We start from the raw sequence: 24,948 nt of genomic DNA on the forward strand, positions 1-24,948 counted from the left end.
GGGCGCCAGCCGCGCCGCCGTCGACGCAGGCTACGCCCCCAACGACTGGCAAGTGGGCCAGACCGGCAAGATCGTCGCACCGCAGCTCTACATCGCCGCCGGCATCTCGGGCGCAATCCAGCACTTGGCCGGCATGAAGGACTCCAGGGTGATCGTTGCGATCAACAAGGACCCCGAAGCGCCCATCTTCAGCGTCGCCGACTACGGCCTTGAAGCTGATCTGTTCGTTGCCGTGCCGGAGCTGGCAGGCGCCGTCTGAACATCCGGGGGGATCAACCATGGCGCTGCTTCGACAATGTCTCCAGCAAGTCCGCATCAAGCGCAACGAGTGGACGGCTTGCGACAATCTGTGGACCGATTCGAACGAGGAGTTCCATGAGCACCAAGCAGACCGATGCAAAACCCCTCTTGAAGTACCCCTTCAAGGCGCCGCCCCCGCGCGGTGGCCTGCTCGAAGTGGCGCCGGGCGTGCACTGGATCCGGATGCCGCTTCCCTTCAAGCTGGACCACATCAACCTCTGGGCACTCGATGACGGTGACGACTGGGCGCTGGTCGACACGGGCATCCGGGACGAAGAGACCGCCAGCGTCTGGCGCGAGTTGCTCGCCAGCCATCCGAAGCGCGCGGCGCTGAAGAGGATCTTCGTCACGCACCTGCATCCGGACCATGTCGGCATGGCCGGCTGGCTCACGCGCAAGCTGGGTGCGCGCCTGTGGATGACGCGCCTGGAATACCTCACCTGCCGTGTGATGGCATCGGACAGCGGACGCGAGGCACCGCCCGAGGCCATTGGCTTCTATCGCGAAGCGGGCTGGAGCGACAACGCGATCGAGTCCTATCGCGCACGTTTTGGCCGGTTCGGCCATCAGATCCACGCGCTGCCCGACGCTTTCGAACGCCTGGGTGATGGCATGGAAGTGCAAATCAACGGCAATGCGTGGCGCATCGTCACGGGCAATGGCCACTCGCCCGAGCACGCCTGCCTGTATTGCCCGGCGCTGAAAGTGTTCATCTCGGGCGACCAGGTGCTGCCGCGCATCTCGTCCAACGTGTCCGTGATCCCGACAGAGCCCAACGCCAATCCCATGGCCGACTGGCTTGCGTCACTCGCGAAGATCCGGCGCGAAGTGCCGGACGACGTGCTGGTGCTGCCGGCACACAACGACTGCTTCTACGGGCTGCACGCGCGACTCGACTACCTGGTGTCTTCGCAACACCGTGCACTCGACAAGCTCGAGGCCACGCTCGAGTCGCCCCAGCGCGTCGTGGATGTGTTTGCTGCCCTGTTCGGCCGACCGATCGACGAATCGCAGATGGCCTTGTTCGGCATGGCGACGGGCGAGGCCATCGCTTGTCTCAACTACCTGGTTCATGCCGGGCGCGCCGTCAAGTCCATCGACACCGACGGGACGGCCTGGTACCGCAGACCCGCCTGACAGCCGGGCGCCGGGCGGCGGCGCCCGATGACCGGCCGTCACACGGCTTGCACACCCTTCATCGACGCCATGTCGATCACGAAGCGGTACTTCACGTCATTGGCCTGCACGCGCGTGTAGGCCTCGTTGATGCTGCGGACGTCGATCAAGTCGCACAGCGGCAGCACCTGATGTTCCGCGCAGAAGTCGAGCAGGTCCTGCGTCGCGGGCAAGCCGCCGATGAGCGAACCCGTCAGCCGGCGGTTGTTGCGGATCAGCAGGGCGCCGTGCACCGGCTCCAGCAGGTCGATCGCGCCGACCACGGTCAGCACACCGTTGCGGCCCAGCAGCATCAGGTAGGGATTGACGTCGTGGCGCTTCGGGATCGTGTCCAGGATGAAATCGAAGGCGTTGAGCGAGGCCATCATGGCCTTCTGGTCGGTGGACTGCAGCACCTTGTGCGCGCCCAGCGCGAGCGCATCATCGGCCTTGGAGGGTGAGGTCGTGATGACCGTGACCTGCGCGCCCAGTGCAACGGCAAGCTTCACGCCCATGTGGCCGAGCCCGCCCAGGCCCACGACCGCGACCTTCGTCCCCTTGCCGACGCCATGCTCGCGCATCGGCGTCCACACGGTGATGCCGGCGCACAGCAAAGGCGAGGCGTATTTGAAGTCCAGCGCATCGGGCACGCGCAGCACGAACTTCTCGCGCACCACGATCTTGTCGGCGTAGCCACCCAGCGTGTTCTCGCCGGTCACGCGGTCCTTGCCGTTGTAGGTGGCGGTCACGCCGCCGGTGCAGTGCTGCTCTTGCCCCAGTTGGCAGGGTTCGCACTGCCCGCAACTGTCGACGAAGCAGCCGACCGCGACGCGATCGCCGACTTTGTGGCGCGTGACTTCCGGTCCCACCGCGGTGACGTGGCCGACGATCTCATGCCCCGGCACGCAGGGGTAGACGGTGTTCTTCCAGTCGTTGTGCACCTGGTGCACATCGGAGTGGCAGACGCCGCAGTAGGCGATCTCGATGGCAACGTCGTCGGCGCGAAGGGCTCGGCGCTCGAAGAGCTTGGGCATCAACTGGCCGTGGGCCTCGCAGGCGCAAAAGGCGGTGAAGGTGGTCATTTCAAAAGGTCCTTGCAGAAAACAGAAAAGCCCCGGACCGGCCGGGGCGTCAAAGAAAAAATCAAGCGGGAATCGACGGTCTCAACCAGAGCGCCGGCGTGGTCTCTGGCGATGCAATCTGGTTGGAGATCCACTTGCCCATGCGGCGCATCGGCTCGATGGCGTCTTGCGGCGCGGCCATCTTCATCGCGCCCGCATAGCCGAGCGAGACGATGCGCTGCGCACCGTGCAGCGGCAGCAGGTCCTTCAGTTCGTTCTTGAGCGATTCGGGATAGATGCCGACCGTCTGCGTGTAGGCATCGACCGCATCCATCACTTCGTCGAGCGAATCGACCGGCACGAGGTTGGCGGTGCGGTCGTCGAGCAGGGTCGAGAAAGACACGGCCTCGGGGATCTTCGACACGATGACGGCGCCCTCGCCTTGCTCGCCGCCGATCACCTCGTACCACTCGTCGTCGAGGCGCAGCGCGTCGACTTCGGCCTTGAGGCCCGGGTCGTAGCGCTTGGCCGCAGTGCTCACGCTGTTGGGCAGCTTCGTCAGCGCCTCATGCACCATGCGGCCGAAGTCGCTGAGCTTCTGCACGCCGTCTTCATCCGTGCCGCTCTGCGCGTAGACCACGCGGGCGCAGACGCAGCCCTTCTGGTTCAGCACGCCGATGTCGGTGGCCAGGCGCACCGCAGCCTCGCGCATCGCGTCTTCGCTTTGGAAGGTGTCGCTGCCGATGATGCTGGCGCTGCGCTTGGGGTCCAGCGAGATGAGTTCCAGCCCGGGCTGCACGTAGCGCGTCACATGCTTGAGCGACGCAAAGCCGCCCCACGCGACGATCTTCTCGATGTTCTGCGGCTGGTACAGGCGCTCCTCGAAAGCAGTGTCGCCACCCTTCCAGTAGGCCACGCTCACATGCTTCGTCAGCGGATGGTCCGGCGCCATCTCGATCATGGTGCGGGCGATCGCCAGCGCGGTGAACGGATCGTTGGACGGTGCCTTGATGATCGCGTCGCTGCGCAGCACCATGTTGCGCAGGATGGTCCACAGCGACAGCGCCGGCGCATTGCCGGCCACGATGTGCAGCGCGCGCGAACCGAAGCAGCGCACTTCCAGCTTCGTGCCGTCGATGAGCTTGCGCGGCACCCAGCCTTCGAGGTACTCGATGCCGACACTCGCCTCGACCGCTTCGATGATGCTCTCGCGCTCGAGGATGCGGTTCAGGCCCATGTAGCTCGTCTTCACGAGCGAGGGCGTCGTCGGCGCGGTGAGGTACGAGAGCTCGCAGGCTTCCTGCAAGTGGCGGTTGTCCGCGAGGTTGAGCCGTTGGCCCAGTTCGACGGCGTAGTCGAGGATGTCGTCGAAGCTGAGCCTGTACAGGTCGGCCAGTTTGGTCGGGTTGCCCAGCGGCAGCTTGTCGATGTAGCGGTTCCAGTCCGGCGTGAGGAAGGCGAGATCGCCGCCCCGGCCGCCCACCTCGACGAGGTGGTCCGTGATGACTTGCCCGCGAATGATCATCGGGGCGACGGGCTTGTTGTTGGTGCTCATGCTCATGGGTATCAAACTTCGAGGGTGGTGAGGAAGTCCATCGCTTCGCGATGCGAGTCTTCGGTGGCGGCGCAGGTGATCTTGTCGTCGCCGCCGTTCTTGTCGCTGTAGCGCTGGATCGGGGCCGCCACGTAGGCGCTGTGACGGCCGCATGCGCAGGGCTTGTCCCACTCGACGGTGATTTCGTCGCCCGTGATGAAGCCGCCCCAGCGCGTATCCGCGCCCAGGTCCAGGAAACCGGCGCGGCCCGTCTGCCGGCCGGTGCGCGGCAGCGGCTTGCTGGTCTCCGGATCGAGCAGGAAGGGGATGACGGTGTGCGCGAAGTGGTAGTGGCCGTGTTCGCAGCGGGCATGCGAGCCACTGGGCGTTTCGGACATCGCATAGGTCTCGTTGAGCACCTTCGCGCCGGTGAAGCGCAGCACGTCCTCGCGCCAGCCTTGCGGCTGCACCACTCCCTTGGCGCCGCCCGTGGTGGTGATGTAGGAGTCGGGCGCAAACACGCCTTCGAGACCGCGCTCCAGCCCGGCCCTGGCCATGTTGTGCAGCAGGTTCCAGGTCGCGCCGATGTACACGCGCTTGCCGCGAAGCTCATGCGTCGCGCGCTCGAAGAAGGCGGCCAGGTGCTGCGGCATCTCGGCCTGCAGCTTGTCGAAGGCCACCTTCTTGGCCTTCATCGTCGGCGCGATCTCGAGGCGGTCCAGCGTGCCCTTGGCCTGCGCCGCGCGGATCTTCGCGCCCAGGTGCAGCACATCGCTGGAGAGCGTCGACGGATAGGCCGCATGGAAGTTGGCCTCGCTGGGCAGCAGCGCCTCGATGAGGAAGTCGTTCGCGCGCACGTGGCTCAGGTAGCCGGCGCGGTAGTAGGGATAGACCGTGTGCAGATCGGGGTCCGGCGTGTCCGGGCCGCCCATGCCCCAGATATACATCTTGCGCACCTGGCAAGCCTTGCGCCATTCGTTCACGCTCTGCGGCAGGAAGGAGACGGTGCCGGAAGTGCCGGAGGTGTGACTCATCCGCAGTTCGGGCACGGCTTGGTCCATGCGCTCGAACCAGTCGTCCAGGCCCTCGCAGCCGCTCACATCGGCTGCTGCGAGCTTGTCGGCGATCTCGGGCGTCACCAGCTTGCCAAGCCACTTGTTGATCTGCGCAAAGTTGCGCTTCTCGAGCAGCGAAGGCGGATAGGACTTGTAGACCGTGTGTTCGAACAGCAGCGGCACGACGTCATCGACCTGCTCGACGCGATCGATGCCTTGCGCATCGGCGAGCTTCTTCAGCATCGGGATGCGGTCGCGCAGTTCGGCGAAGCGCTGCTTCAGGGCCGCGAGCTGCAGCGCATCGATCCCGACGCGCGGCATGTGCGCCCAGGCATCGAGCGACCAGTTCACCAAGGCCGCAGGCTGGTTGAGCAGCGCGCAGGTTTTTTCTTCAAGGGAGGCTTGCGGAAGTGACATCGTTGTCTCGGTGGTTCTGCGTTGGGACCGGGTCAGTTTAGGAATCGGGACGTCGTTTCCCAATCCGGATTCCGGCGCCTTCCACGCTTGCGCAAGCTGTTGTCACACAAAGGAAATCCGTTCGCGGCGTGAGGGGCGAAATCCCTTCACTCCGCCTTCGGACGCGAGCATCTCGGGAACTACCCGTAGCTCGATCGGGTCCGCGATCGGTCATGGCGGCCTTGAGCGCCACCCCTCATTTAGGGGTGGGGTCAGCACGGGAGCTTCTGTGGTCTCCTAGTGGCCATCTGAAGCCGCGACTGCGCGTCGCCTCCTCCGTCCGCATGAACCCAGAACTCATCCTCTCCCGCACCGACCTCGACTTCCTGCTCTTCGACTGGCTCCAGGTCGATGCCCTCGCCGACCGCCCCCGCTTTGCCGGGCAGGACCGCTTCGATTACGCGTCGGTGCTGGACACCTACGCGCGCATCGCCAGCGAACTCTTCGCCACGCACAACAAGAAGAACGACAGCAATGAGCCTTCCTTCGATGGCGAAGCGGTCACCGTCATCCCCGAAGTGGGTGTCGCACTGCGCGCCTTCTCCGAGGCCGGGCTCATGTCCGCGGCCTTTCCCGAGGAATGGGGCGGCATGGGCTTGCCCACGGTGGTGGAGCGGGCCGGCATGGCCTGGCTCATGGGCGCAAATGTTGCGACCGCGGGCTATGCCTACCTCACGATCGGCAATGCCAACCTGCTGATGGCGCATGGCAAGCCCGAGCAGGTTCGCAAGTACGTTCCTGCGATGGCGCAAGGACGCTTTTTCGGCACCATGTGCCTGTCGGAACCCCAGGCCGGCTCCAGCCTGGCGGACGTGCGCACGAAGGCCGTGCCTCAGTCCGACGGCCGCTATCGCATCTTCGGCAACAAGATGTGGATCTCCGGCGGCGACCATGAGGTGTCGGAGAACATCGTGCACCTCGTGCTGGCCAAGATCCCCGATGCGAGAGGACAGCTTCCGCCTGGCGTGCAGGGCATCTCGCTCTTCACCGTGCCTCGGCGACTCGTGAACGGGGACGGCACCTTGGGCGAGCGCAATGACGTGGTGCCGGCTGGCGTCAACCACAAGATGGGCCAGCGCGGGCTGGTCAACTGCCTCCTCAACTTCGGCGAGGGAAAGTTCAAGCCCGAAGGCGAGGCCGGGGCGATCGGCGAGATCGTCGGCGAACCCGGCAAGGGCCTCGCCTACATGTTCCACATGATGAACGAGGCGCGCATCGGCGTGGGCCTCACCGCCGCTGCCCTCGCCTGCACAGGCTACCTGCATGCGCTGGATTATGCAAAGACACGTACCCAGGGCCGCACGCGCAGCCAGCGCGATCCGGCGTCGCCGCCGGTGCCCATCATCGAGCACGCCGATGTACGGCGCATGCTGCTCGCGCAAAAGGCCTATGCCTCCGGCGCGCTGGCGTTGTGCCTGTATTCGGCGCGCCTCAACGACGACGTGCATTCGCTGGAAGACCAGGCGGCGCGCGACGACGCCCACCTGCTGCTCGAACTGCTGACGCCCATCGCCAAGAGCTGGACCGCGCAATGGGGCCTCGCCGCCAACGAACTGGCCATCCAGGTGCACGGTGGCTACGGCTACACCCGTGAATACAACGTCGAGCAGTTCTACCGCGACAACCGCCTCAATCCGATCCACGAAGGCACCCACGGCATCCAGGCGATGGACCTGCTGGGCCGCAAGACGCGGGTCATGCAGGGCCGTGCGATGCAACTTCTCTCGGCCCGCATCGCGCCGACCGTCAACGCCGCGGTGCGCGTGGCAACGCTTCAGGAACACGGCGAAGCGCTTGAAGCGGCGTGGGTGAAGCTGTGGCAAATCACCCGGCAGCTCCACGCGCTGGAGGATGCGGAACTTCAACTTGCCAATGCCGGCCCGTATCTTGAAGCTTTCGGCCATGTCGTCGTCGGCTGGCTGTGGTTGGACCAGGCCATCGTTGCGACGCGGTTGCTCAACGGCCCCGGAGGCAGCGACTTCCATCGCGGCAAGCTCGCCGCCTGCGACTACTTCTTCCGCTGGGAGATGCCCAGGGTTGAGGCGTGGCTCGCGGTGCTCGACCCCGTTGAACGCACGCCGCTGGACACGCCCGCCCACTGGTTGTGAGACGCGTGATGGTTTGAACCTTCGCGACAGGCATCGCGAGCCTGTGACGAAACCCACGCCTCACCCAAGCGCGGCTTCGTCACTGGACGCTTGCAGGTCGTAGGCCGAATTGGGTATAGGCAAAGACCCGCCACGTCCTTACCGTTCATCGTCCGACTCGAGCAGTGCACAACCGTTCCGGTTCAAGCGATGACCGACCTGCAGATCCGCATCTTCGCCCGGCGGCCCGATGCCGCACCGGGGGATCCATACGTCGTCGAAGCACAGCTCGACGCTGCCGCGAGGTTCCAGGGCGAAGCGAGCTTTGACACGTCAGCCCTGATCGAGAAGGCAAATGATCCAGTGGCCTACGGCCGCCTGCTGCGCGACGCCCTGCTGGCATCGCCGGCCTTGCAGCGCGCCTATCTGAAGTCCGCTGCCAGCACGCCGGTACACCTGCGCCTGGTGGTCGACCCTCCCGACATCGCGGTGCTTCGCTGGGAACGGCTGATGCTCGACACGGACGAGGACGACCGGCCTGCGGCGACATCGCCCTATACGCCGTTCTCGCGCTACGTCGAGCTCGAGGAGTTGCCATCGGCTGCAACCGATGTACCCACCCTGCTGCTCGCGATCGCCAACCCGGGCGATCTGCGGGGGCTGCCCGCCATCGACGTCGAGGGTGAAATCGACCTCCTGCTCGACACTTGGGGGGCGCTGCTCAGCGATGGCAACATGCGTCTCGTCGTGCTGTCAGGGCAAACGCCGCTGAGTGCCGCGACGATGGAACGCCTGCAAGCCATCAAGGACTGCTGCCGTCTGGTCGAAGGCCCGACCACGCTCGACACGCTTTCACGGGAGCTCCAGGCCGTGAACGCCCTGCACCTGATCGCGCACGGCAACCTGAGTGAGGGAAAGGCCGTGCTCTGGCTCGAGAAGCCGGACGGCACGGTTGCGTTGGTTGAGGGACAGGAGCTCAAGGTCAAGTTCCAGCTGCCACGGCTGCGCCTTGCCTTCCTGCACTCCTGCAAGGGTTCCGCCGGAACCGCAGGGCTCGGCCCGCTGCTCGTCAGCTGGGGCGTGCCCGCCGTCGTCGCCATGCAGGACTTTGTGCCAATGGCCGACGCCCGGCGTTTTGCCAGCGCCTTCTATGCATCGCTGATGCAGGAGGGTGCGGTGGACATTGCCGTCAATGCGGGCCGTCAGTCCATCTTCCGCAGCCGCAGCGCGAACTGGTCGATCCCCGTGCTGTTTTGTCGACTGAAAGATGGACGGGTCTGGAAGGCCGATCCGGTCAGGGCAGCGGCCCAGAAGCTTGCCAAGCAGCGGCAGAACAGCCCGGGGGTGAGGGAGCCCTTTCCGCTGGACGCCCGGCTCGTGCGCGGCGGGCTCTCCAGCGTGAAGCAAAGCGTCGAGGAGTTGGCCGGTGGCCCGAAGCTGGACCTGATGGTCGCTTCGCGCAAGGCGCTTGAACCGCTGCCAGATGCCGAGCCTCCCTATGTGGTTCTGCTCGGGTCGCGCGGCCGGGCGAAGTCCAGCCACCTGCACCGCTTGTTCTGCGTCGCTGCGCTCGGCGACGCGGACGCGCCCCCCCTGCCCATGCCGTTGCCGCTCACGCTCGGCGACTGTTCACCCGAACTGGCGACTCCCGCCGCCACGATTGCCTGGGCCGTGGCCGCGGCATTTCGCCGCGAAGGCATTGCCGTCGACGGCCTGGACGCGAAGCAGATCGAGCAGGCCATGAACCACCGGGAGTTCCTGCTCCTGGTGGATGGCGACGACGACATCGGCGGCCCCGCACGAACCGATGCGATTGGCGTGCTCGCCCGATTTCAGCGGGAATCGGCCCAGAAGCACCGCGTGCTGCTCACGGCGGACAGCCTGACCTTTGACCCGGGAGCGCCTCACCCGGCGGGAGCGGTCGCGCTGATCCTCCAGGTGATGACGCCCGAGCGGGTGAGCCCCTACCTGAAGAAGCACTGCCCGCAACTCGAAATCGATCTGCAGTCCACGCGCCTGTTCGATCTTGCGGGGGTTCCCTGGCTGCTCGGACGGCTGATGGACAGCGCGCGGCAGAACACGAAGATCAAGTCGCGCGCCGATATTCTCGGCCGCTTCGTGCGCGAGGCGCTGGCGCGTCTCGAAGGCGCGGGCGGCGCGCGCAACCGTGCCGAGCAAGGCCTCAGCCGGATGGCCTGGCGCATGCAGGCCACCCGCCAGGTCAGCCTGTCCGATGCCGAGGTCTACAAGATCCTGGCCGAGGTGCGCGGCAACCGCGACTTTCAACTGCAACAGTTCCTCGAGGGCATCCTGAAAGAAAGCGGCTTGCTCGTCTGGAGCGGCACGGAAGGCGTGTCCTTCGCGTACCGTGGCCTGCAGTGGCACTACTGCGCCAAGTACCTGGACGCGCTGCCGCCGGCGGAGCACGACCGGCACCTCGAAGACATCACCGCCACGCTCGGCCGCCTCAGCCGCGCCTACTGGTGGGATGTCACGCTGGTGGTCCTCGCCGGGCTGACCGACAACCCTGACCTGCTGGTCCGGCAGATCCTGGCCGGCAGCGCCCTGACAGAGGGCGAGCAAGTGTTCATCGCCGCGCGCTGCGTACACGAGGCCCGTGGCGCGCAACGGTTTCGCACGCCGGTCAAGGACGACGTCGTGGACCAGATTGTCGATACCCTGGTCTGGCGCTCTCGCCACGAGAACGCACGCTCGACTGCGACGCGCCTGAAGGCCATCAGGACACTCGGACTGCTGGCCGACGTGCGTGTGATCCCCTACCTGGTGTCGTTGGCCACGCAGAAGGTCCGCTGGAACTGGGAGCGCCAGCGCGCCTACGACTATTCAGGGGTCCGCCTGGCCGCCGCGCAGGCGTTGTTCGGAATGCAGGAGGCCACGCTGGCGCACGTCGCACAAGACCCGGTCCTGCAGCGCAACCAGCAAATGCAGCAGTTGCTGGGCGCCTGGCTGCGGCTTGATATCCAGGCCATCTGCGCGTTGCTCGACGCACGCGATGCCGGCACGGCGGCGGTCGCGGCCTTCGCGCTGGGAACGTTCTCCGACGACGCGGGCAGCGCGCATCTGCTGAGCGCATTTCGGGCCAACCCCCCTGAGTCGGGCGACGCCGACGTCACGTGGGCCATCACCGACGCCATTGCCATGCTCGACCCGGTGCGGGTCACAAAGGAAGTCGTCGAGCCGTTGCTGCCGCAGGCGCCATGGTCCACTTACCTCGCCTACCTCATCGGTCGCCTGGGCGTTGCGACACCTGACACCGTCGAGTTTGAATTCCTGCGCCGCAGCGTCGAATCAGACAACAAGGTGCTGGCCGGTCGCGCGCTGCGCTCCTACGCGACATTGCTCGGTCTGCAGGGTGCGTCCGCTCCGCAGGCTGAACTCGATACGTTGCGCCAGCGCTGCCATCAACTGGTCGAGCAGGAGTTCGAAATGGCGAGCGACCACGGACGGGCGCGCGCTTCTGCCCAGCGCGAGCAGCGCCACCGGCAACGCCTGCGCTACCAGGCCTTCGAGGCGCTTCGATCGATCGGCAACGAGGAATCCATTGCAGTCCTGCGCAAGGTGCGCCAGCGTGAATGGGGCGCCTCGATTGGCGACGTCGCCGATGTGGACCAGGCGAACGGTGGCGCCGCACTGTCCCGCCTGGACAGCCTCAACTTCGAGATTTCAGAAGTGATTTACTGGCGCTTGAGCGGTGGACTCGGTACCGAGTCCGGCGCCCCGCTGGGCTCGGCAGAAAGCGCAAATTGAAGGAGACACCATGCCAAACAGGACCATCCCGGGCACCAGCATTCGCTATGCGCTGATTGCCTTCGACAGCGACGGCAACGAACGCACCGACGACGCGGAAGGCGTTGGCGGCAAGATGAGCGCGCGCATCCTGCAAGACGCGACCGCATCCCCGCCGAGCCACGTCTTCTTCTTCAGCCACGGCTGGAAAGGCGACGTGCCCGCCGCGATCGATCAATACAACCGCTGGATCAAGGCGATGACCGATCTGACGGCAGACGCCGACGCGATGGGAGCCGGCTTCAAGCCGCTGTGGATTGGCCTGCATTGGCCGAGCCTGCCGTGGGGCGACGATGAGCTTGGCGGCAATTCGTTCTCACCAACCGCGCCGCAAACGAGCGAACTGATGGAGCGCTACGTCGAGCGGCTTGGCGGCGATGCCGATGCGGTGCGCGCGCAGTTGCAGATCATCCTGGCCGAAAACGAGACGAATGCCGGGGCGATGACACTGCCACCTCCGGTCGCCGAGGCGTACCGCAAGCTGGCTGAGGAGATCGGCCGCAAGGCTGGGCGGCCCGGCGGCCCGCCGGATGCGGAGGAAGTGGCGTTCGATGCGGGGCAGGCGTTCGAAGCCGGCAACGAAGGCGGTGCGGCATTCGGCGGCTTCGACTTCGGGGGACTGCTCGGGCCGTTGCGGCAGCTGTCGTTCTGGAAGATGAAGAAACGCGCACGCAAGGTCGGCGAAGTCGGCATGCATGGTTTCATCGCCAGCCTCCAGCAGGCGCTGCCGCAAGCGCGGTTCCACCTGATGGGCCACAGCTTCGGCTGCATCGTGGTGTCGTCGATCCTGGGCGGTCCGGACGGTGCGGCTGCACTGCCGCGCGCAGTCGATTCGCTGGTGCTGGTCCAGGGCGCCCTCTCCCTGTGGGGCTATGCCGATCACATTCCCAACCACGAAGGCAGCGGCTATTTCAACGCGATGATCAAGCGCGGCGCGGTGCGCGGCCCGATCGTCGTCACCACGTCGGAACACGACAGCGCCGTGGGAACCTTTTATCCGCTCGCCGCACGCCTGTCCGGCAATGTGGACTTCGCGCCCCTGCCGGAGTACGGCGCCGTCGGAGCCTTTGGCATCCAGGGCATGGACGGGGTCGTTTCGGCGAAGTTGCTTGTGCAAACGGGCGAATACGACTTCAAGCCAGGCACGATCCACAACCTGGAAGGAAGCCAGTTCATCGCGAAGATGAGCGGCGCGTCCGGAGCACACTCGGACATTGATGGCCCCCAGGTCGCGCATGCCATCTGGCAAGCTGCGCGTGCGTAGCGCGGGAGATGGCGATGAGTGACGATCAGGTGGTCCCGCTCGGTGCGGACGACATGCCACTGCCGATGGGTGTGCAGGCGAGCACGGGGCAACTGCTGCCCGGACTCACGGATGAGGATCTGAAGCACATCGACGACAGCGCGGACGCTGTCCAGGCGCGCGGGTCGAGCGACAACGTCGACTTCCTTGCGGTATCCGACGTCGATCCGAACAAGCTCGACGAAGCGGGTTGGGGCGTCATCTTTGCGCAGGACGCCGACCCCGCCATCCGGCAGGCGCTGGAACCGCTGATCGAGCATCGTCGCAAGCAGGTCAACGACACGCGCCTGTTCAAGCTGTACGAGGGCGCTGCGGGTTATCGGCCGAACGACACCGTCGCGGGTTGGCTGGCCCGGTCCAGCGTGGGCCTCGCGATTGTCGATCCGCTGGGCGGGGTGCCGCTGTATCTGCTGCTCGTTGGTTCGCCGGCAGCCATTCCGTTCGAATTCCAGTACCTGCTCGATACCTACTGGAGTGTCGGCCGACTCGACTTCGATACCGCCGCCGAGTACCGTGCCTACGCCGAGGGGGTGGTCGCCTATGAAACCGCCGCGACGGTCCCGCATCGCAAGCGGATGGCGATCTTCAGCACACGCAATCCAGGCGACCGGGCGACCGCACTGCTGATGGACCAGGTGGCAACGCCATTGGTTGCGGGCACGACCACGATGAAGCCTGTTGGCGAACGCCAGGGTTTCCAGATCCAGTCGTTGCTTGGCGATGCGGCGACGAAAGAAAACCTGCAGGACTTGCTGCGCGAACAGGGGGACGTTGGGCCACCTGCCCTGCTCTTCACCGGATCCCACGGCGTGAGCTTCGCGCTCGACGACATGGGCCAGCGCGAGCGGCAAGGGGCCATCCTGTGCGGCGACTGGCCAGGCGGGCCCGTCAAGCCGGAACATTGTTTCGCCGCCGCCGACGTCCCGGCGGACGCGAAGGTCAGTGGCCTGATTCACTTCTTCTTTGCCTGCTACGGTGGTGGATGCCCCCAGTTCGATACCTACTCGCGCCTGCCCGACGGCAAGCCGAAGCAGATTGCCGCGGCACCGATGGTCGCGCGCCTTCCGCAAAAGGTGCTGGCGAGCGGAGCGCTCGCCGTCATCGCGCACATCGACCGTGCCTGGTCCTACTCGTTCCAGGTGGGCAGGGGCGCACCCCAGGTGCAGGAGTTTCGCGATGTGCTGGTCAGGGCGATGAAAGGCGAGCGCATCGGCGCGTGCACCGACCAATTCAACTTGCGCTGGGCCGTACTGTCCGCGGAACTCTCTGACCAGCAGCGCCAGCAAGAAGCCCTTCCGGGGCAGGTGAGCCAGGCCGCGCTTGCCAATCGATGGGTCGCGCGCGATGACGCGCGCAACTATCTGACGCTTGGGGATCCGGCGGTACGCCTGCGGGTGGAGGATATGCGCGCTTAGCCAGCGGTGAAGCGGCTCGTTCACGGGCAGGCGCCGTGGGGACTGCGGCGAGCCAGCGCTGCAGGGTGGGTGCGGCTGTTCGGGTTTTCGAGCTGAATGTTGGAAGTGGCTGAGAGCTGACTATGACACCCGTTGATGGTGTTCGTGCAGTTGCACCTCGGAACTTGACGTTCGATAGCGGGTCGCATGCAGCGGCCTCGAAAATTGCGTTGAACGGCGGTGTGGCATGTGGCGAACTGGCGTTCGGGGCCCGTTGCTGAAATCCGGCTTGTTGGCCCGCACTTCGGCACAGCAGCGGATCCGGTCGGTCGACGTCGACCTTTGTACTCACGTTATCGGCCACATACCGGTCATCGCGGCGCACGGGCGCGCTGGTGGCCTTCGCAATTTCGAGAGCGTTAAAGGAGTCGCGAAGTGATCAACCCTTCTGGCACTTCGCCAGGAACCACTTCAGATCTACCAAGCCGTTTGGGGATGAGTAAGACGGCGCCAACCTTGTGCGTTTGCTTCCATGTTGGCCTTTCTTCTTCGCTGAGGTGTGGCGCAGACGGGAGCAGCATCGACGGCTCGCCGACGACGCCGCTCAACCACCAACCACCGAGATCTGCTAACGTTCAACTCGGACTTCGGCTGAATGGCTGGCAAGTCCGAAGGGGGCAGGTCAATAGCAACCGCAACGTGCAAGGCAAATTCATACATATTGATGATGCTAGGCTGGTGCGGTCAGTCAAACTCTCGTAAGTGATCGCAATTTGCCTAAGTAGCACAGTGGATCAACAATGCAAACAGAAGGGCTCGAAAATCTTGGAGAGCTCACGAGGAACGCCAATGCAGCGAGAACACCTGCCCGAGGAACAGCTGATTCTCGCCGACGCTGAGCCGGGGCAACCCGACGCGCTGGCGCTCTTGCTGAGCGCCCGCCCCGTCGTGCTGAGGCAGCATTCGCTGCCCGAGGTCGTGATCGGCGAACTGATCGCCATCACTGACGACGGCTGCACACCGTTAGTCCTATACGCCGGCCAACCCGGAAGAGTTGCGGTGCGAGCCCGCACCGTGCTCAATCTGCACGCCGCGCACATCGGCCGCCAAGTCGTGCTGTCGTTCGACAACGGCGATGCCGCGCTACCGATCGTGATGGGCGTGCTGCAGCCCGCGGTCGAACGGCTCGTCGACGCATCCGGCAAAATCGAGGTCGAGACCGACGGCGACCGCGTTGTCGTCAGCGCACGCAAGGAGCTCGTGCTGCGCTGCGGCAAGGCCAGCATCAAGCTCACCAGTGCGGGCAAGGTGTTGATCGATGGCGGCTACGTCCAGAGCCGATCGACCGGCGCCAACCGGATCAAGGGCGGCTCGGTCCAGATCAACTGACAATCACCATGCGCGTCCCCATGCCGCGCTCTCGGGTGGTCTGGGCCGAACGGACCAATCCGTACGACGAACTTGCCTATCGCTGCCTGCCGATCGAATGGACCGCGCCCGAGCGGCTGGCGCTCGCATCGGCGCTGCATGGCGGCCCGCGTCTCGACACCGACGCCTGCCGGGTGCTGGAACTGGGCTGCGGCGACGGCGCCAACCTGCTGCCGATGGCGCACCACCGCAACCGCGCCAGCTTCGTCGGCATCGACGGGGCGGCCAGCCAGATTGCCCTCGCGAACGAGCGGTGCGTCCTGCTGAAGCTGAAGAACGCGCGCTTCATCCACGCCGACTTCCGCCAGTCCGAACACCTGCTCGACGGCGAGTTCGACGTCATCATCGGCCACGGCATCTTCTCGTGGGTCCCCGACGACGCACGCGACGCGCTGCTGTCGCTGTGCCGCAAGGCCTTGCGGCCTGGCGGCCTGCTCTACCTCAACTACAACACCTACCCCGGCTGGTCGATGCGCGGGATGGTGCGTGAGTTCCTGCTGGCGCAAACCGCCCACGGTGGAGATCTGCACGAACGTGCGCTGCAGGCGCAGCGGGTCGCCAAGCAGATTGCCAGCTCGTTCGAGTCCGCAGGCCAGGCCGAGGCCTCGCCCTATTCGCGCCTGCTGGCCAACGAGTTCCTCTTCGTCGGCGAACACGATCCCTCGTACGTGGCGCATGAATTCCTCAGCGAGATCAACCGGGCGTACTGGCGCAGCGACTTCCTCGCGCTGCTGCGCTCGCACGGTTTCGAGTTCGTCGCCGACGCCGATTTCAACTACGCATCTGGCCGCGTGCCGGTCCACTTCGCGCCGCAGCTGAAAAACTTCAACTGGGTCGGCCGTGCGGTCGAAGACACCGCCGATCTGCTGTGCAACCGCCAGCTCCACTCGCCCATCCTGACGCGCGGCCCGCATACGGCCCGCCCGCTGAACACCTGCGAATTCGCCGAATTCAGCCTCGCGTCGTGCCTGGTGCCATCGCCCGTCCGGGACGATGGCGCCCTTTGGTTCCAACACCCACCCACCGGCTACGAGGTCGAAACGCGCGACACTGCAATGGCCGCGGCGCTGTCGCGCCTGCACCCGCGCTGGCCCCGCGGCCTGCGCGTCGCCGATCTGTTCGACGACGTGGCCGCCGTGATGGAAGACCTGCTGCTGCTCCACCGCAATGGCCTGCTCGAACTGCGGCTGTCCGAGCCCACCGATCCGGTTGCCGATTCGCGGCCACTCGCCCGACTGGAAGCCCAACTCGGCGGCTACGCGACGACGCGCTACCACACGCGCATCGCCGCTGGCTAGGACCAACACCATGTGGGCCATCAACAACCGCACCGCCTACCAGGCCGGCAACTCCTGGACACGCGACAAGGACGGCGTGCATGTGTGGCTTGTCGCAGTCAAGGCCAGCTTCGACATCCTTTCCGATGGCCGCGTGCAGTTGGCCGATGAACAGCTCCCGGCGCTGCTGGCGCCCGAGTACCACGGTGAGCCCGGCGCCTCCAGCCTGCGCTACGACGCCGACCTGGTGGCACCCAAACCGACCACCGACATCCTCGTCAACGGCAGCGCACACGCGCCAGGCGGACGGCCCAGCACCGAATTTACCGTCGGCCTGCGTGTCGGCCCGATTCAAAAAGTGTTGCGGGTGCGGGGCGACCGCACCTGGAACGACGGCCCCCTGAGCGGCAGGCCTTCGTCGCCAACCCCGGTGACGCAGGTGCCACTCACCTACGAGCGCGCCTACGGAGGCTACGACCACCAAGCGCCCGACCCGCGGCAACACCGCCTTGACGCACGCAACCCGGTCGGCCGCGGCGTAATCGGGCCAGCCACGCTGCGCGCCGGCCTGCCGTTGCCCAACTTCGAGTACCCGAACGGCAACCTCGAGAAGGACGGCCCCGCCGGATTCGGCGCGATCGACGGCCATTGGTCACCACGGCGCGAACTGGCCGGCACCTACGACGACGCCTGGAAAGCCAAGCGCCTGCCCTTGCTGCCCGAAGACTGGGACGCGCACTCGCTGCAGTGCGCGCCGGTCGACCAGCGGCCGGAAAACCCGCTGCGCGGCGGCGAGCCGGTCGAACTGGCCAACCTCAGCGTCGGCGGTTCGATGCGTTTCGTGCTGCCGCGCATCCACCTCACCTTCACCACCCGCATCGACCGCCGCATCGAAGAACACCGGGCGCGGCTCTCATCGGTGATCATCGAGCCCGACCATCCTCGCGTCATCATGGTGTGGTCGACCTCGCTGCTGTGCCGCACCGACTGCGACTACCTCGATGAAACTGTGATCCGCGAGAAAAGGATTCTGTAGTGACGTCCAGCATGTACATCACCGCGATCGGCGCAAGGACGCCGCTCGGATTGCACGCGGCCGCCAGCGCCGCGGCCTATCGCGCTGGCATCAGCGCGGCTGGCGAACACCCGTTCTACATCGACCAAGCGGGTGAGCCGATGATCACCGCGCTGGACGGTGCGCTCGATCCCACGCTGGTCGGGCGGGCGCGGCTGGTCGCGTTGGCAACGTCAGCACTGCATGACGCATGCCTGTGCCTCGGCAACTCCACGGGGGGCCCGAAAGAGCGCGTACCGGTCCTGCTTGCGCTGCCCGAATTCCGTCCAGGATTTACGCCCGAGGATGCCGACGCGGTCCGCAAAGAACTGCTCTCACTCGCCGACCTTCCCATCCAGATCGACGAACTCACGATCTCCGCCCAGGGCCACGCCGCCGGACTCGCGTTTCTCGCGGTGGCTGCCGAGCGCATGCGCCAGCGCGGCACCGAGGTCTGCCTGTTCGGCGGCGTCGACAGCTACTTCCATCCTGACACGCTTGACTGGCTCGACGGCAACCGCCAACTTGTCGGGTCGGTGTCGCGCTCGGCCTTCGTGCCCGCCGAAGGCGCGGGCTTCTGCCTGCTGATGACCGAGGGTGCGTTGACGCGGTTCGGTCTGACCGCGCTGGCCGGCGTGCGCACGGTCGCGGTCGGACGCGAAAGCAAGGTCATCAAGAGTGACCAGATCTGTCTCGGCGAAGGCCTGTCGGAAATCGTCCAGACGGCTGTCGGCTGGCTCGCCCGACCCGACGAGACAATCAACACCGTCATCTGCGACATCAACGGCGAACGCTACCGCGGCGAGGAATGGGGCTTCGTCTGCCTGCGCGCCGGCGAGAACTTCGACGACCCGACCGGCTACTGGTCGCCGGCCGACGGCTGGGGGGACACCGGTGCAGCTTCCGGCCCGCTGTTCGCGATGCTCGCGTGCGAAGCCGCGGCGCGCGGCTATGCGCAAGGACCGTGCACCTTGCTGTGGGCCGGGTCGGAAAACGGGCTGCGCGCGGCGGCCCTGCTCGACACACCATACACCGCACCTTAGGATTTGGCACATGGGCACCGTCGGCATCCACCCTCCGAAGACACCGGTCACCAAGGGCAGCATGGGCATTGCCAAGGCGACGCTGCCTAATGTCTGCAAGATGCCGGGCCCGCCGGCGCCGTTCATCCCGTCGCCACTGCCCAACATCGCGAAGTCCGGCAGTTCGCCGCAGGGCTATTCGACCAGCGTGCTGATCGAAGGTAACGCGGTCGCGATCCGCGGCGCCATGTTCGAGAGCATGGGTGACGTGGCGAGCAAGGGAACCGGTGGTGGGCTCATCTCCGCCAACACCCACGGCCCGGCCAAGTTCATCACGCCGGGATCGATGACCGTCAAGATCGAAGGCAAGGCCGTTCACCTCCTGAGCGAGCCGATGCTCAACAACTGCGGTCCGAGCGGCAGCCCGCCCAACACAGGCGCGACGATGACCGGCGTCAACCAGTATTCGAAGGATGCGTCGCCTGAAGAAAAGATCCTGCAAGACATCATGTGCGATTGCCATCGCAACCCGCCGCCGCCCAAACCGCCTGGCGAATGCAAGGAAGTCGGCGATGCCAAGCACAAATGCTGCGAAGACGCGATCAAGGCGAAAAAGCCAACCGGAGTCGATGGCGAGCGCGGCTATCTCAAAAGCGGCAAGCGTGCCAAGCCGCGCAGCAGCTACAGCCCCGCACCACCCAAAGGCAGCGGGTTCCCCGACGCGTGCTCCGTTGATGCCGCCGGCAACGTGACGCAATTCTTCGACTTCAAGTTCATCTGCCCCAACGGCACCGAATACTTCGACAGGAAAAGCGGCACCCTCAAACGCGCGAGCGGACGCGGCGAGGCCGACGCAGGTTTCTACCTGCCCGCGCGGGGTTCCCAGCACGACAAGTACCTGAAGATCGGCGAGAAGCTCAATCCGAAACCCACCAAGAAGCCCAAATGCATCACCAGCAGAGGCTGCGGAAAGTAGTAGCGCCTCGCAAGCCTGCCTCAACGCCTTCAACAACCCAGCGACGTGACACCACGAAACCTTGACTCCCTGACGCGCCGTTTTAACCTCGACGGCGACGAACGCGTCATCGTCCGACCGGTGATCGCAATGACGCTGTACTCGGTCGACAAGCTGCCTGCGGTGATGACCGCTGCGGCTGAAGTGCTGATGGCCTACCTCGCGTTCGTGCCGCGCGGCGCAATCGCATCGAAGTATGAAGAGCCGCCGGACAGACACTCTCCGGAAGAATGCATCGCTTTCGATGCCTACGTCGAACGCGACGTACTCGAACACCTGCGCGCCGGCCCTGACCCCGACGATGAAAGCCATTGCTTCGCGCTGTTTGGCACACCGGATGGCCAAGCGGGGGACTACGGCTTCCACTTCGCCGGCGTGAACTTCGAGTTCCTGGACGAGGACGACCCCGAAGCCAGCATGCTGCGGCTGGAACTACCCTGGGACCTGCCGATGCGCATGGACGTCGACGACGTCACGGGCTTCCTTGCGCAGGTCGCCGCGTTGTTCCCGTTCTCCAGTGGCAATGCAGGTTTGTCGTTCTCCTATGCGGCCGCGGAGACCGGCAGGGCAATCGAAGAAATCCAGAAACTGCTGCCGCGCTACATCGGCTTCGATTCCATGTACGGCGCTGCCTACCTGAAGATCCGCGACAAGTCGCCGCCTGCGCACTGGATCAATCTGCTCGACGGCCGCTTGGTCGCGAAACTCGGCGGCGAGAAGACGCTGCGCCCGGCCCTCGCCGGGTGCGAACTGCGGGGCGTCGGCAAGGGCCTGATGATTCGCGCGGCGCGCGTCCCACCAGTCGTCGACGTCAACTGGCAAGGAACCGACATTGGCCGACTTCCGGACGTCGCCCGCGCGATTCTGCCGGTCCGGCTGGACGCCGGCATGTTCACGCCGATGGGCAACGAAGAGCGCGGGCTGGCCTGGCTGGCGCGCTTCGATGCACTCACCTCCGGCCATTGGAATAACGGCTAAGCGCATGGACACCGTCGCGAGCCCGGTGATCCGGGTTTTCATCGACCAGCACCTGGAAGACGCGGCGTTCTTGCGCGCCATGCGCAGCCTGCTGGTGCGCGCACCGCACATCACGCTGACGCAGTTACTGCGCGCCGACGAGCGCCTCGCCGCGCATCTCGACGGGCTGTCGATCTCAGGCGACTACGGCGCTGGTTTGAGCGAAACCGCACTCGATGTTCCCGGCGTTGGCCAGTTGTTCGTGGCAGCCGTGCTCGCCATTCAACGGCGAGATGCAGCGCAGATCGAGCGTCTGCTGTCACTGCTTGACGTGGTGCCCAATGCTGCCCGCGCCTTGTCATCTGCATTTGGCTGGGTGTCGCCCGCACTGCTGCGCGGCCTCATAGCGCCGCTGCTGGCCAGCGAGTCGCCAGCGGTCCGTTGTCTGGGTCTGGCCGCGTGCGCGCAACATCGCGTTGACCCTGGTGCCGCGTTGAGTGCGGCCATTGAACAGCCGCACACCGGTCTGCGTATTCGCGCGCTTCGTGCAGCAGGCGACTTGGGCCGCATCGATTTCCTTCCCGCTTGCCTGGATCACCTGCGAGACAACGGGTCTGCTCTCGCCTTGCCTGCCGCTTGGTCCGCCGCATTGCTGGGCGATCGCAGAAACGCAGTGAACACCTTGCGCGCCCTTGCCTTGCAGCCTGGCCTCACGCAGTTGGAAGCCTTGGCACTCGCGCTCTTCGCCGCCGATGCGGACGCTGCGCGCACGTTGGTCAAACAACTCGCCGCCCAAGGTGCATCACTGCGCACGCTGATCAAAGCCGCCGGTTGGGCGGGCGACACGCAAGTCGTTCCCTGGCTCTTCAAACACATGGAAGGCGACATCTATGCACGGCTCGCTGGCGAAGCCTTCAGCTTCATCACTGGCGTGGACCTGGCCTCGCGCGACCTCGAACGCAAGCCACCAGAGACAGTGCCGGGTGGCCCCAACGACGACCCGAACGACGATAACGTGGCGCTCGACGAAGACGACAGCCTGCCCTGGCCCGATCTGACCAAACTCAGTGCGTGGTGGATCAATAATGCCAGCCAGTTCCCGGCAGGTACCCGACTCTTTGCCGGCGCCCCACCAACGATGAGCCACTGCCTCCAGGTCCTCAGGGAACACACTCAGCGGAGACGCAAAGCCGCTGCCATCTACATGAGCCTACTCAAGCCGGGGACTGCGCTATTCAACGTAGCCGCGCCCTCACGGCGGCAAAAGCGCCTCTTGGCACAGATGGGGGCATGACGCTCATGATCGACACCAAGCTCGCGGCGCTGCGCACCGCGCCGGGCGTCGAGCAGTGGAATGTCTATGTCGTCTCGTTAGGCTCGAAGCTCGCGTTGAGTGTCCTGCGCGATCATCCCCAGGGTATTCGCAGCGTGGTCCTCGATTCCGTATCGCCGCCGACGAAAAACATCGTCGAGGTCTGGTGGACAGGCCCCGTCGCCGTTGTTCAAGAAAATCTTCGCTGCCTGCGCAGCGCAGCCCTCGTGCGCCGCGGCGTACTCGAAGCTCGAAGCTGACTTCTACGCCTCGGTGAGTCGCCTCGACCAGCCGCCTGCCGTCGTGCAACGCAGCGACGAATCGGGCCACCTCATCGCGCTGGACATCGACGATGATCTCTTTTGCCTACACGTTGATCATGTCAGCGAGCGCAGCAGCGTCGCCCCGATCCCGAAGCTCATGGACGAGACGGCCACGACAGGTACGAAGCGATCGAGATGCCTATCTCGGGACGCGCGAATGCCCGCGTTCATCGGGCTCGGCGCTTTGGCTCTGGCGTTCACGATTTTCTGTGCGGAACGTGCCAACCCACGACCGAAGTGGCGACGCTTGCGGCTTCGAAGGCCGCGCCGCCCGTGTTGCACCCAAGGCCGCGCCCTCGGTCGGCGCGCGAATCGTCAGTGACGTGCCGGTGCTCATCATCGAGGAAAGCATGGACGCCGCAATGGGCACCCCACTGGGTCCAAATGGTCACGCCGAACCTGCGGAATTCGCAGGTGGTGCCGTTCCCGCATGCAGGCCACTCGGTACTCGGCAAGTCGGCGTGCTCGCTGTCGCTGATGTCGGCGTTTCTCGACGACCCGAAGCGCGCCGTGGACAGACGCTGGTGACGTTCGACACTTCGTACTGGCGCTCGCGGCGAGATGCGAGCGATCTGAAGACCGGCAACGAGGTGCAGGACTTCGTCGACAGGCGCCGCTGCGCGGGGCGCGGCATTGATCGAGCGACTGCGACGCCGGCCGGCGACCCGCTACCGGCCGCGCGCGGTGTTTGGCACGAAACGAACGACTCCATCGCGTCGACAATGCGGTCGCTCTTGCAAGCGCTCCAATCTGCCCCAGGCATTCGCGTCGCTCCAATCCGGTGCACCCCCACCCTCATCAAGCGCCGTCGTGCCCGCATGAGCAGTGGCTTGGGCTACTCGGGCAATCCTGCCTTGCGAAGGCCAACGTAGAACCGGCGTGTGCCCAAGAATGATCTTTTCGTACTTCGCCAGATTGCCCTTGGCCTGCGCATCCCTGTCGTGCAATGAGAGGAAACCAGTCGTTGAGACGTCCTTGTGAGAGTGTCTTCCGCCAACAGTCCCACTTTTGCTGCTCAGCCAGCGGGATCGAACACCCTGAGGAACTCGCGTCGCGTCTTTGGCCCGTAGGTCCTGAAGTGAGGATCGGGTTTCTCCAGGTAGGCCATGCGCTTTCGGGCGACGGAGTCGCGGGCGGTGTATCGCTTCACTTCCGTCGGCGTCAAGCCGTACACGGTCGCGGCGTTGAGACCGAATATCCTGGCCCGCAGCGCAGGCGTCATCTCGGGATAGCCATGCCGTTCGCGCAGTTCCGCCGAGATCTGGAAGGTCCGGAAGGCCTGGATCTGATCTTGCGGTGAGCCGTACCAGATCGAATCCGTCCCCCACAGCACGTTGTTCTCGCCGCACGCGACGATCAGCTTCCCCAAGGCGTGAGCCGCCTGTTCGGGGTCACGCATCAGGAAGCGCCACGTGCTGCCCAGCTCAGCATAGACGTTGCTGTTCGGCTTGACCTGGTGTTTGCGCAAGGACGTAATCAGCGTGTCGATGCCGTCGCTCTTGCCGCTCGCGTCGTAGGCCTTTTCGGTCACCGTGCTGACGAAGCCCGAGTGATAGATCAGGAAGTTCACGTCCGGGTAGCGCCTGGCGACGACGCCGATGTCGCTGCACTGGCTGTGCTCGTAGGAGCGTGGTCCGAACGGCAGCCCCTTGTGGATGCAGATGTTCCTGACGCCCAGTGCGCGAGCCTTCTCGATGAACCGGATGCCGACGTCGTCGTGCAGGAAGTAGCCCTTGCCGTCCGGTCCATACTGCGTGTAGGTCTTCCAGGCGCTGATGCCCCACTTCTCGTGCAACTCGTCCATGCCCTCGAGGTCTCCGGGCTGGTTCGGGTTGACGCGTCCATGCAGCAGCAGCCGGTGCGTTCCTTCGAGCTTGTCGACCAGCCTGCGGACCTCGTCGGCGGCCTGGATCGTGACCGCTTCGGCGTCGCGAGCGGAGGGTACGAAGGACAGCACCATCACGTCGGTGTCGCTGTCCATGAACACGTCCTTGAGGAAGACCTCCGCGCTCTTCGAATTGCCTTTCGGCGTGTCGATGAAGTGCCCCTGGACGTCGAGGATGAATTCCTCCTTGGCCGGGCCGACCTGCGCACGCGCGAGCTGCATGTCCAGCGCCGCGTCGCGGGGCAGCTCAAAGAAGCCACCGGCCCTTCCGGCCGCGGCGTTGGCCGAGTTGAAGGCCAGCAGCGTGCTGGCTGCCCCACAGGACGAGGTCAGGAACGCTCGCTTGGAGCATCCCAGCCGCTTCGCGTTCGTTGCCGCGGCCTCGTGCGCGAGGCGGTTGGCTTCGATGTTCGCCGGCCACAGCGCCACCGGTGCGAACTCGCCATTCGAGGTGCTGTCGAGCTTGATGGGAAGCCGCTTTCCCTCAGGGTCGCTGTCATGCATGGTCGTCCCCCGGTTTGAT

General features: G+C 65.4%; 19 protein-coding genes. 15 read left to right on the top strand and 4 right to left on the bottom strand.

The features are described from left to right. Together QTI66_RS08850 and QTI66_RS08855 are read left to right on the top strand one after the other, a co-directional pair. Nucleotides 1-259: electron transfer flavoprotein subunit alpha/FixB family protein (locus QTI66_RS08850; protein WP_286559068.1), on the top strand; the 259-nt coding region annotated here is incomplete at its 5' end. Between the two features lie 116 nt (nucleotides 260-375). Further along, entirely contained in the window at nucleotides 376-1,437 is a 1,062-nt protein-coding gene (locus tag QTI66_RS08855; RefSeq protein WP_286559070.1) for an MBL fold metallo-hydrolase, read from the top strand. A 38-nt stretch (nucleotides 1,438-1,475) separates the two neighbouring features. Here QTI66_RS08855 and QTI66_RS08860 read toward each other — a convergent pair whose 3' ends face one another. From QTI66_RS08860 to QTI66_RS08870, 3 genes are all read right to left on the bottom strand, one after another. After that, complete coding sequence (locus tag QTI66_RS08860) at nucleotides 1,476-2,537, bottom strand: NAD(P)-dependent alcohol dehydrogenase (RefSeq protein ID WP_286559072.1); 1,062 nt, start codon at nucleotides 2,535-2,537, stop codon at nucleotides 1,476-1,478. A gap of 61 nt (nucleotides 2,538-2,598) precedes the next feature. Next, a complete protein-coding gene (locus QTI66_RS08865) occupies nucleotides 2,599-4,071 on the bottom strand; it encodes an acyl-CoA reductase (RefSeq protein ID WP_286559074.1) in 1,473 nt (490 codons plus the stop codon). A gap of 11 nt (nucleotides 4,072-4,082) precedes the next feature. Further along, nucleotides 4,083-5,522: a hypothetical protein gene (locus tag QTI66_RS08870; RefSeq protein ID WP_286559077.1), complete on the bottom strand. Its 1,440-nt coding sequence runs from the start codon at nucleotides 5,520-5,522 to the stop codon at nucleotides 4,083-4,085. A 323-nt stretch (nucleotides 5,523-5,845) separates the two neighbouring features. On the opposite strand from QTI66_RS08870, the gene QTI66_RS08875 reads away from it, so the two are divergent. The 13 genes from QTI66_RS08875 to QTI66_RS08935 all read left to right on the top strand — a co-directional run bounded on the left by QTI66_RS08875 (nucleotide 5,846) and on the right by QTI66_RS08935 (nucleotide 23,068). Further along, the gene (locus tag QTI66_RS08875) at nucleotides 5,846-7,669 is read left to right on the top strand and encodes an acyl-CoA dehydrogenase (protein ID WP_286559079.1); all 1,824 of its coding nucleotides are present in this window, start codon (nucleotides 5,846-5,848) and stop codon (nucleotides 7,667-7,669) included. Nucleotides 7,670-7,858: 189 nt separating this feature from the next. Continuing rightward, the gene (locus tag QTI66_RS08880) at nucleotides 7,859-11,416 is read left to right on the top strand and encodes a CHAT domain-containing protein (RefSeq protein WP_286559080.1); all 3,558 of its coding nucleotides are present in this window, start codon (nucleotides 7,859-7,861) and stop codon (nucleotides 11,414-11,416) included. Nucleotides 11,417-11,426: 10 nt separating this feature from the next. Further along, nucleotides 11,427-12,719, top strand: coding sequence for an alpha/beta fold hydrolase (locus QTI66_RS08885; RefSeq protein WP_286559082.1), 1,293 nt, complete (start codon nucleotides 11,427-11,429; stop codon nucleotides 12,717-12,719). 14 nt (nucleotides 12,720-12,733) lie between these two features. Beyond that, nucleotides 12,734-14,173 (top strand): C25 family cysteine peptidase, encoded by a 1,440-nt coding sequence (locus QTI66_RS08890; RefSeq protein WP_286559083.1) that lies wholly within the window; start codon nucleotides 12,734-12,736, stop codon nucleotides 14,171-14,173. Between the two features lie 828 nt (nucleotides 14,174-15,001). Next, nucleotides 15,002-15,541 (top strand): DUF6484 domain-containing protein, encoded by a 540-nt coding sequence (locus tag QTI66_RS08895; RefSeq protein WP_286559084.1) that lies wholly within the window; start codon nucleotides 15,002-15,004, stop codon nucleotides 15,539-15,541. A gap of 20 nt (nucleotides 15,542-15,561) precedes the next feature. Then, nucleotides 15,562-16,878: a methyltransferase domain-containing protein gene (locus tag QTI66_RS08900; protein ID WP_286559086.1), complete on the top strand. Its 1,317-nt coding sequence runs from the start codon at nucleotides 15,562-15,564 to the stop codon at nucleotides 16,876-16,878. A gap of 10 nt (nucleotides 16,879-16,888) precedes the next feature. Beyond that, nucleotides 16,889-17,893 (top strand): DUF2169 family type VI secretion system accessory protein, encoded by a 1,005-nt coding sequence (locus tag QTI66_RS08905; protein ID WP_286559087.1) that lies wholly within the window; start codon nucleotides 16,889-16,891, stop codon nucleotides 17,891-17,893. Nucleotides 17,894-17,904: 11 nt separating this feature from the next. Continuing rightward, on the top strand, nucleotides 17,905-18,954 hold the full coding sequence (locus QTI66_RS08910; protein WP_286559089.1) for a hypothetical protein: 1,050 nt from the start codon (nucleotides 17,905-17,907) through the stop codon (nucleotides 18,952-18,954). Nucleotides 18,955-18,964: 10 nt separating this feature from the next. Then, nucleotides 18,965-19,909 carry a PAAR-like domain-containing protein gene (locus QTI66_RS08915; protein WP_286559091.1) on the top strand — a complete coding sequence of 315 codons (945 nt, stop codon included), beginning with the start codon at nucleotides 18,965-18,967 and terminating at the stop codon, nucleotides 19,907-19,909. Nucleotides 19,910-20,098: 189 nt separating this feature from the next. After that, complete coding sequence (locus QTI66_RS08920; protein ID WP_286559093.1) at nucleotides 20,099-20,926, top strand: type VI immunity family protein; 828 nt, start codon at nucleotides 20,099-20,101, stop codon at nucleotides 20,924-20,926. 4 nt (nucleotides 20,927-20,930) lie between these two features. Then, nucleotides 20,931-22,199: a TIGR02270 family protein gene (locus tag QTI66_RS08925; RefSeq protein WP_286559095.1), complete on the top strand. Its 1,269-nt coding sequence runs from the start codon at nucleotides 20,931-20,933 to the stop codon at nucleotides 22,197-22,199. Beyond that, entirely contained in the window at nucleotides 22,196-22,477 is a 282-nt protein-coding gene (locus QTI66_RS08930) for an alpha/beta fold hydrolase (RefSeq protein ID WP_286559097.1), read from the top strand. The genes QTI66_RS08925 and QTI66_RS08930 overlap by 4 nt, the downstream gene beginning before the upstream one ends. 447 nt (nucleotides 22,478-22,924) lie before the next feature. Continuing rightward, nucleotides 22,925-23,068 (top strand): hypothetical protein, encoded by a 144-nt coding sequence (locus QTI66_RS08935; protein WP_286559099.1) that lies wholly within the window; start codon nucleotides 22,925-22,927, stop codon nucleotides 23,066-23,068. A 487-nt stretch (nucleotides 23,069-23,555) separates the two neighbouring features. Here QTI66_RS08935 and QTI66_RS08940 read toward each other — a convergent pair whose 3' ends face one another. Continuing rightward, a complete protein-coding gene (locus tag QTI66_RS08940) occupies nucleotides 23,556-24,929 on the bottom strand; it encodes an amidohydrolase family protein (protein WP_286559101.1) in 1,374 nt (457 codons plus the stop codon). Between the last annotated feature and the right edge of the window lie 19 nt (nucleotides 24,930-24,948).

The organism is Variovorax brevis (genome assembly GCF_030317105.1).
In the GTDB taxonomy this organism is placed as follows: Bacteria; Pseudomonadota; Gammaproteobacteria; order Burkholderiales; family Burkholderiaceae_C; genus Variovorax; species Variovorax brevis.

Bases quoted from the DNA above. Each gene is read 5' to 3' on its own strand.
- QTI66_RS08860 (WP_286559072.1), bottom strand. From the start codon at position 2,537: ATGACCACCTTCACCGCCTTTTGCGCCTGCGAGGCCCACGGCCAGTTG.
- QTI66_RS08865 (WP_286559074.1), bottom strand. From the start codon at position 4,071: ATGAGCACCAACAACAAGCCCGTCGCCCCGATGATCATTCGCGGGCAA.
- QTI66_RS08855 (WP_286559070.1), top strand. From the start codon at position 376: ATGAGCACCAAGCAGACCGATGCAAAACCCCTCTTGAAGTACCCCTTC.
- QTI66_RS08900 (WP_286559086.1), top strand. From the start codon at position 15,562: ATGCCGCGCTCTCGGGTGGTCTGGGCCGAACGGACCAATCCGTACGAC.
- QTI66_RS08890 (WP_286559083.1), top strand. From the start codon at position 12,734: ATGAGTGACGATCAGGTGGTCCCGCTCGGTGCGGACGACATGCCACTG.
- QTI66_RS08930 (WP_286559097.1), top strand. From the start codon at position 22,196: ATGACGCTCATGATCGACACCAAGCTCGCGGCGCTGCGCACCGCGCCG.
- QTI66_RS08880 (WP_286559080.1), top strand. From the start codon at position 7,859: ATGACCGACCTGCAGATCCGCATCTTCGCCCGGCGGCCCGATGCCGCA.
- QTI66_RS08905 (WP_286559087.1), top strand. From the start codon at position 16,889: ATGTGGGCCATCAACAACCGCACCGCCTACCAGGCCGGCAACTCCTGG.
- QTI66_RS08870 (WP_286559077.1), bottom strand. From the start codon at position 5,522: ATGTCACTTCCGCAAGCCTCCCTTGAAGAAAAAACCTGCGCGCTGCTC.
- QTI66_RS08925 (WP_286559095.1), top strand. From the start codon at position 20,931: ATGGACACCGTCGCGAGCCCGGTGATCCGGGTTTTCATCGACCAGCAC.
- QTI66_RS08875 (WP_286559079.1), top strand. From the start codon at position 5,846: ATGAACCCAGAACTCATCCTCTCCCGCACCGACCTCGACTTCCTGCTC.
- QTI66_RS08940 (WP_286559101.1), bottom strand. From the start codon at position 24,929: ATGCATGACAGCGACCCTGAGGGAAAGCGGCTTCCCATCAAGCTCGAC.
- QTI66_RS08910 (WP_286559089.1), top strand. From the start codon at position 17,905: ATGTACATCACCGCGATCGGCGCAAGGACGCCGCTCGGATTGCACGCG.
- QTI66_RS08915 (WP_286559091.1), top strand. From the start codon at position 18,965: ATGGGCACCGTCGGCATCCACCCTCCGAAGACACCGGTCACCAAGGGC.
- QTI66_RS08885 (WP_286559082.1), top strand. From the start codon at position 11,427: ATGCCAAACAGGACCATCCCGGGCACCAGCATTCGCTATGCGCTGATT.
- QTI66_RS08935 (WP_286559099.1), top strand. From the start codon at position 22,925: ATGGTCACGCCGAACCTGCGGAATTCGCAGGTGGTGCCGTTCCCGCAT.
- QTI66_RS08895 (WP_286559084.1), top strand. From the start codon at position 15,002: ATGCAGCGAGAACACCTGCCCGAGGAACAGCTGATTCTCGCCGACGCT.
- QTI66_RS08920 (WP_286559093.1), top strand. From the start codon at position 20,099: ATGGCCTACCTCGCGTTCGTGCCGCGCGGCGCAATCGCATCGAAGTAT.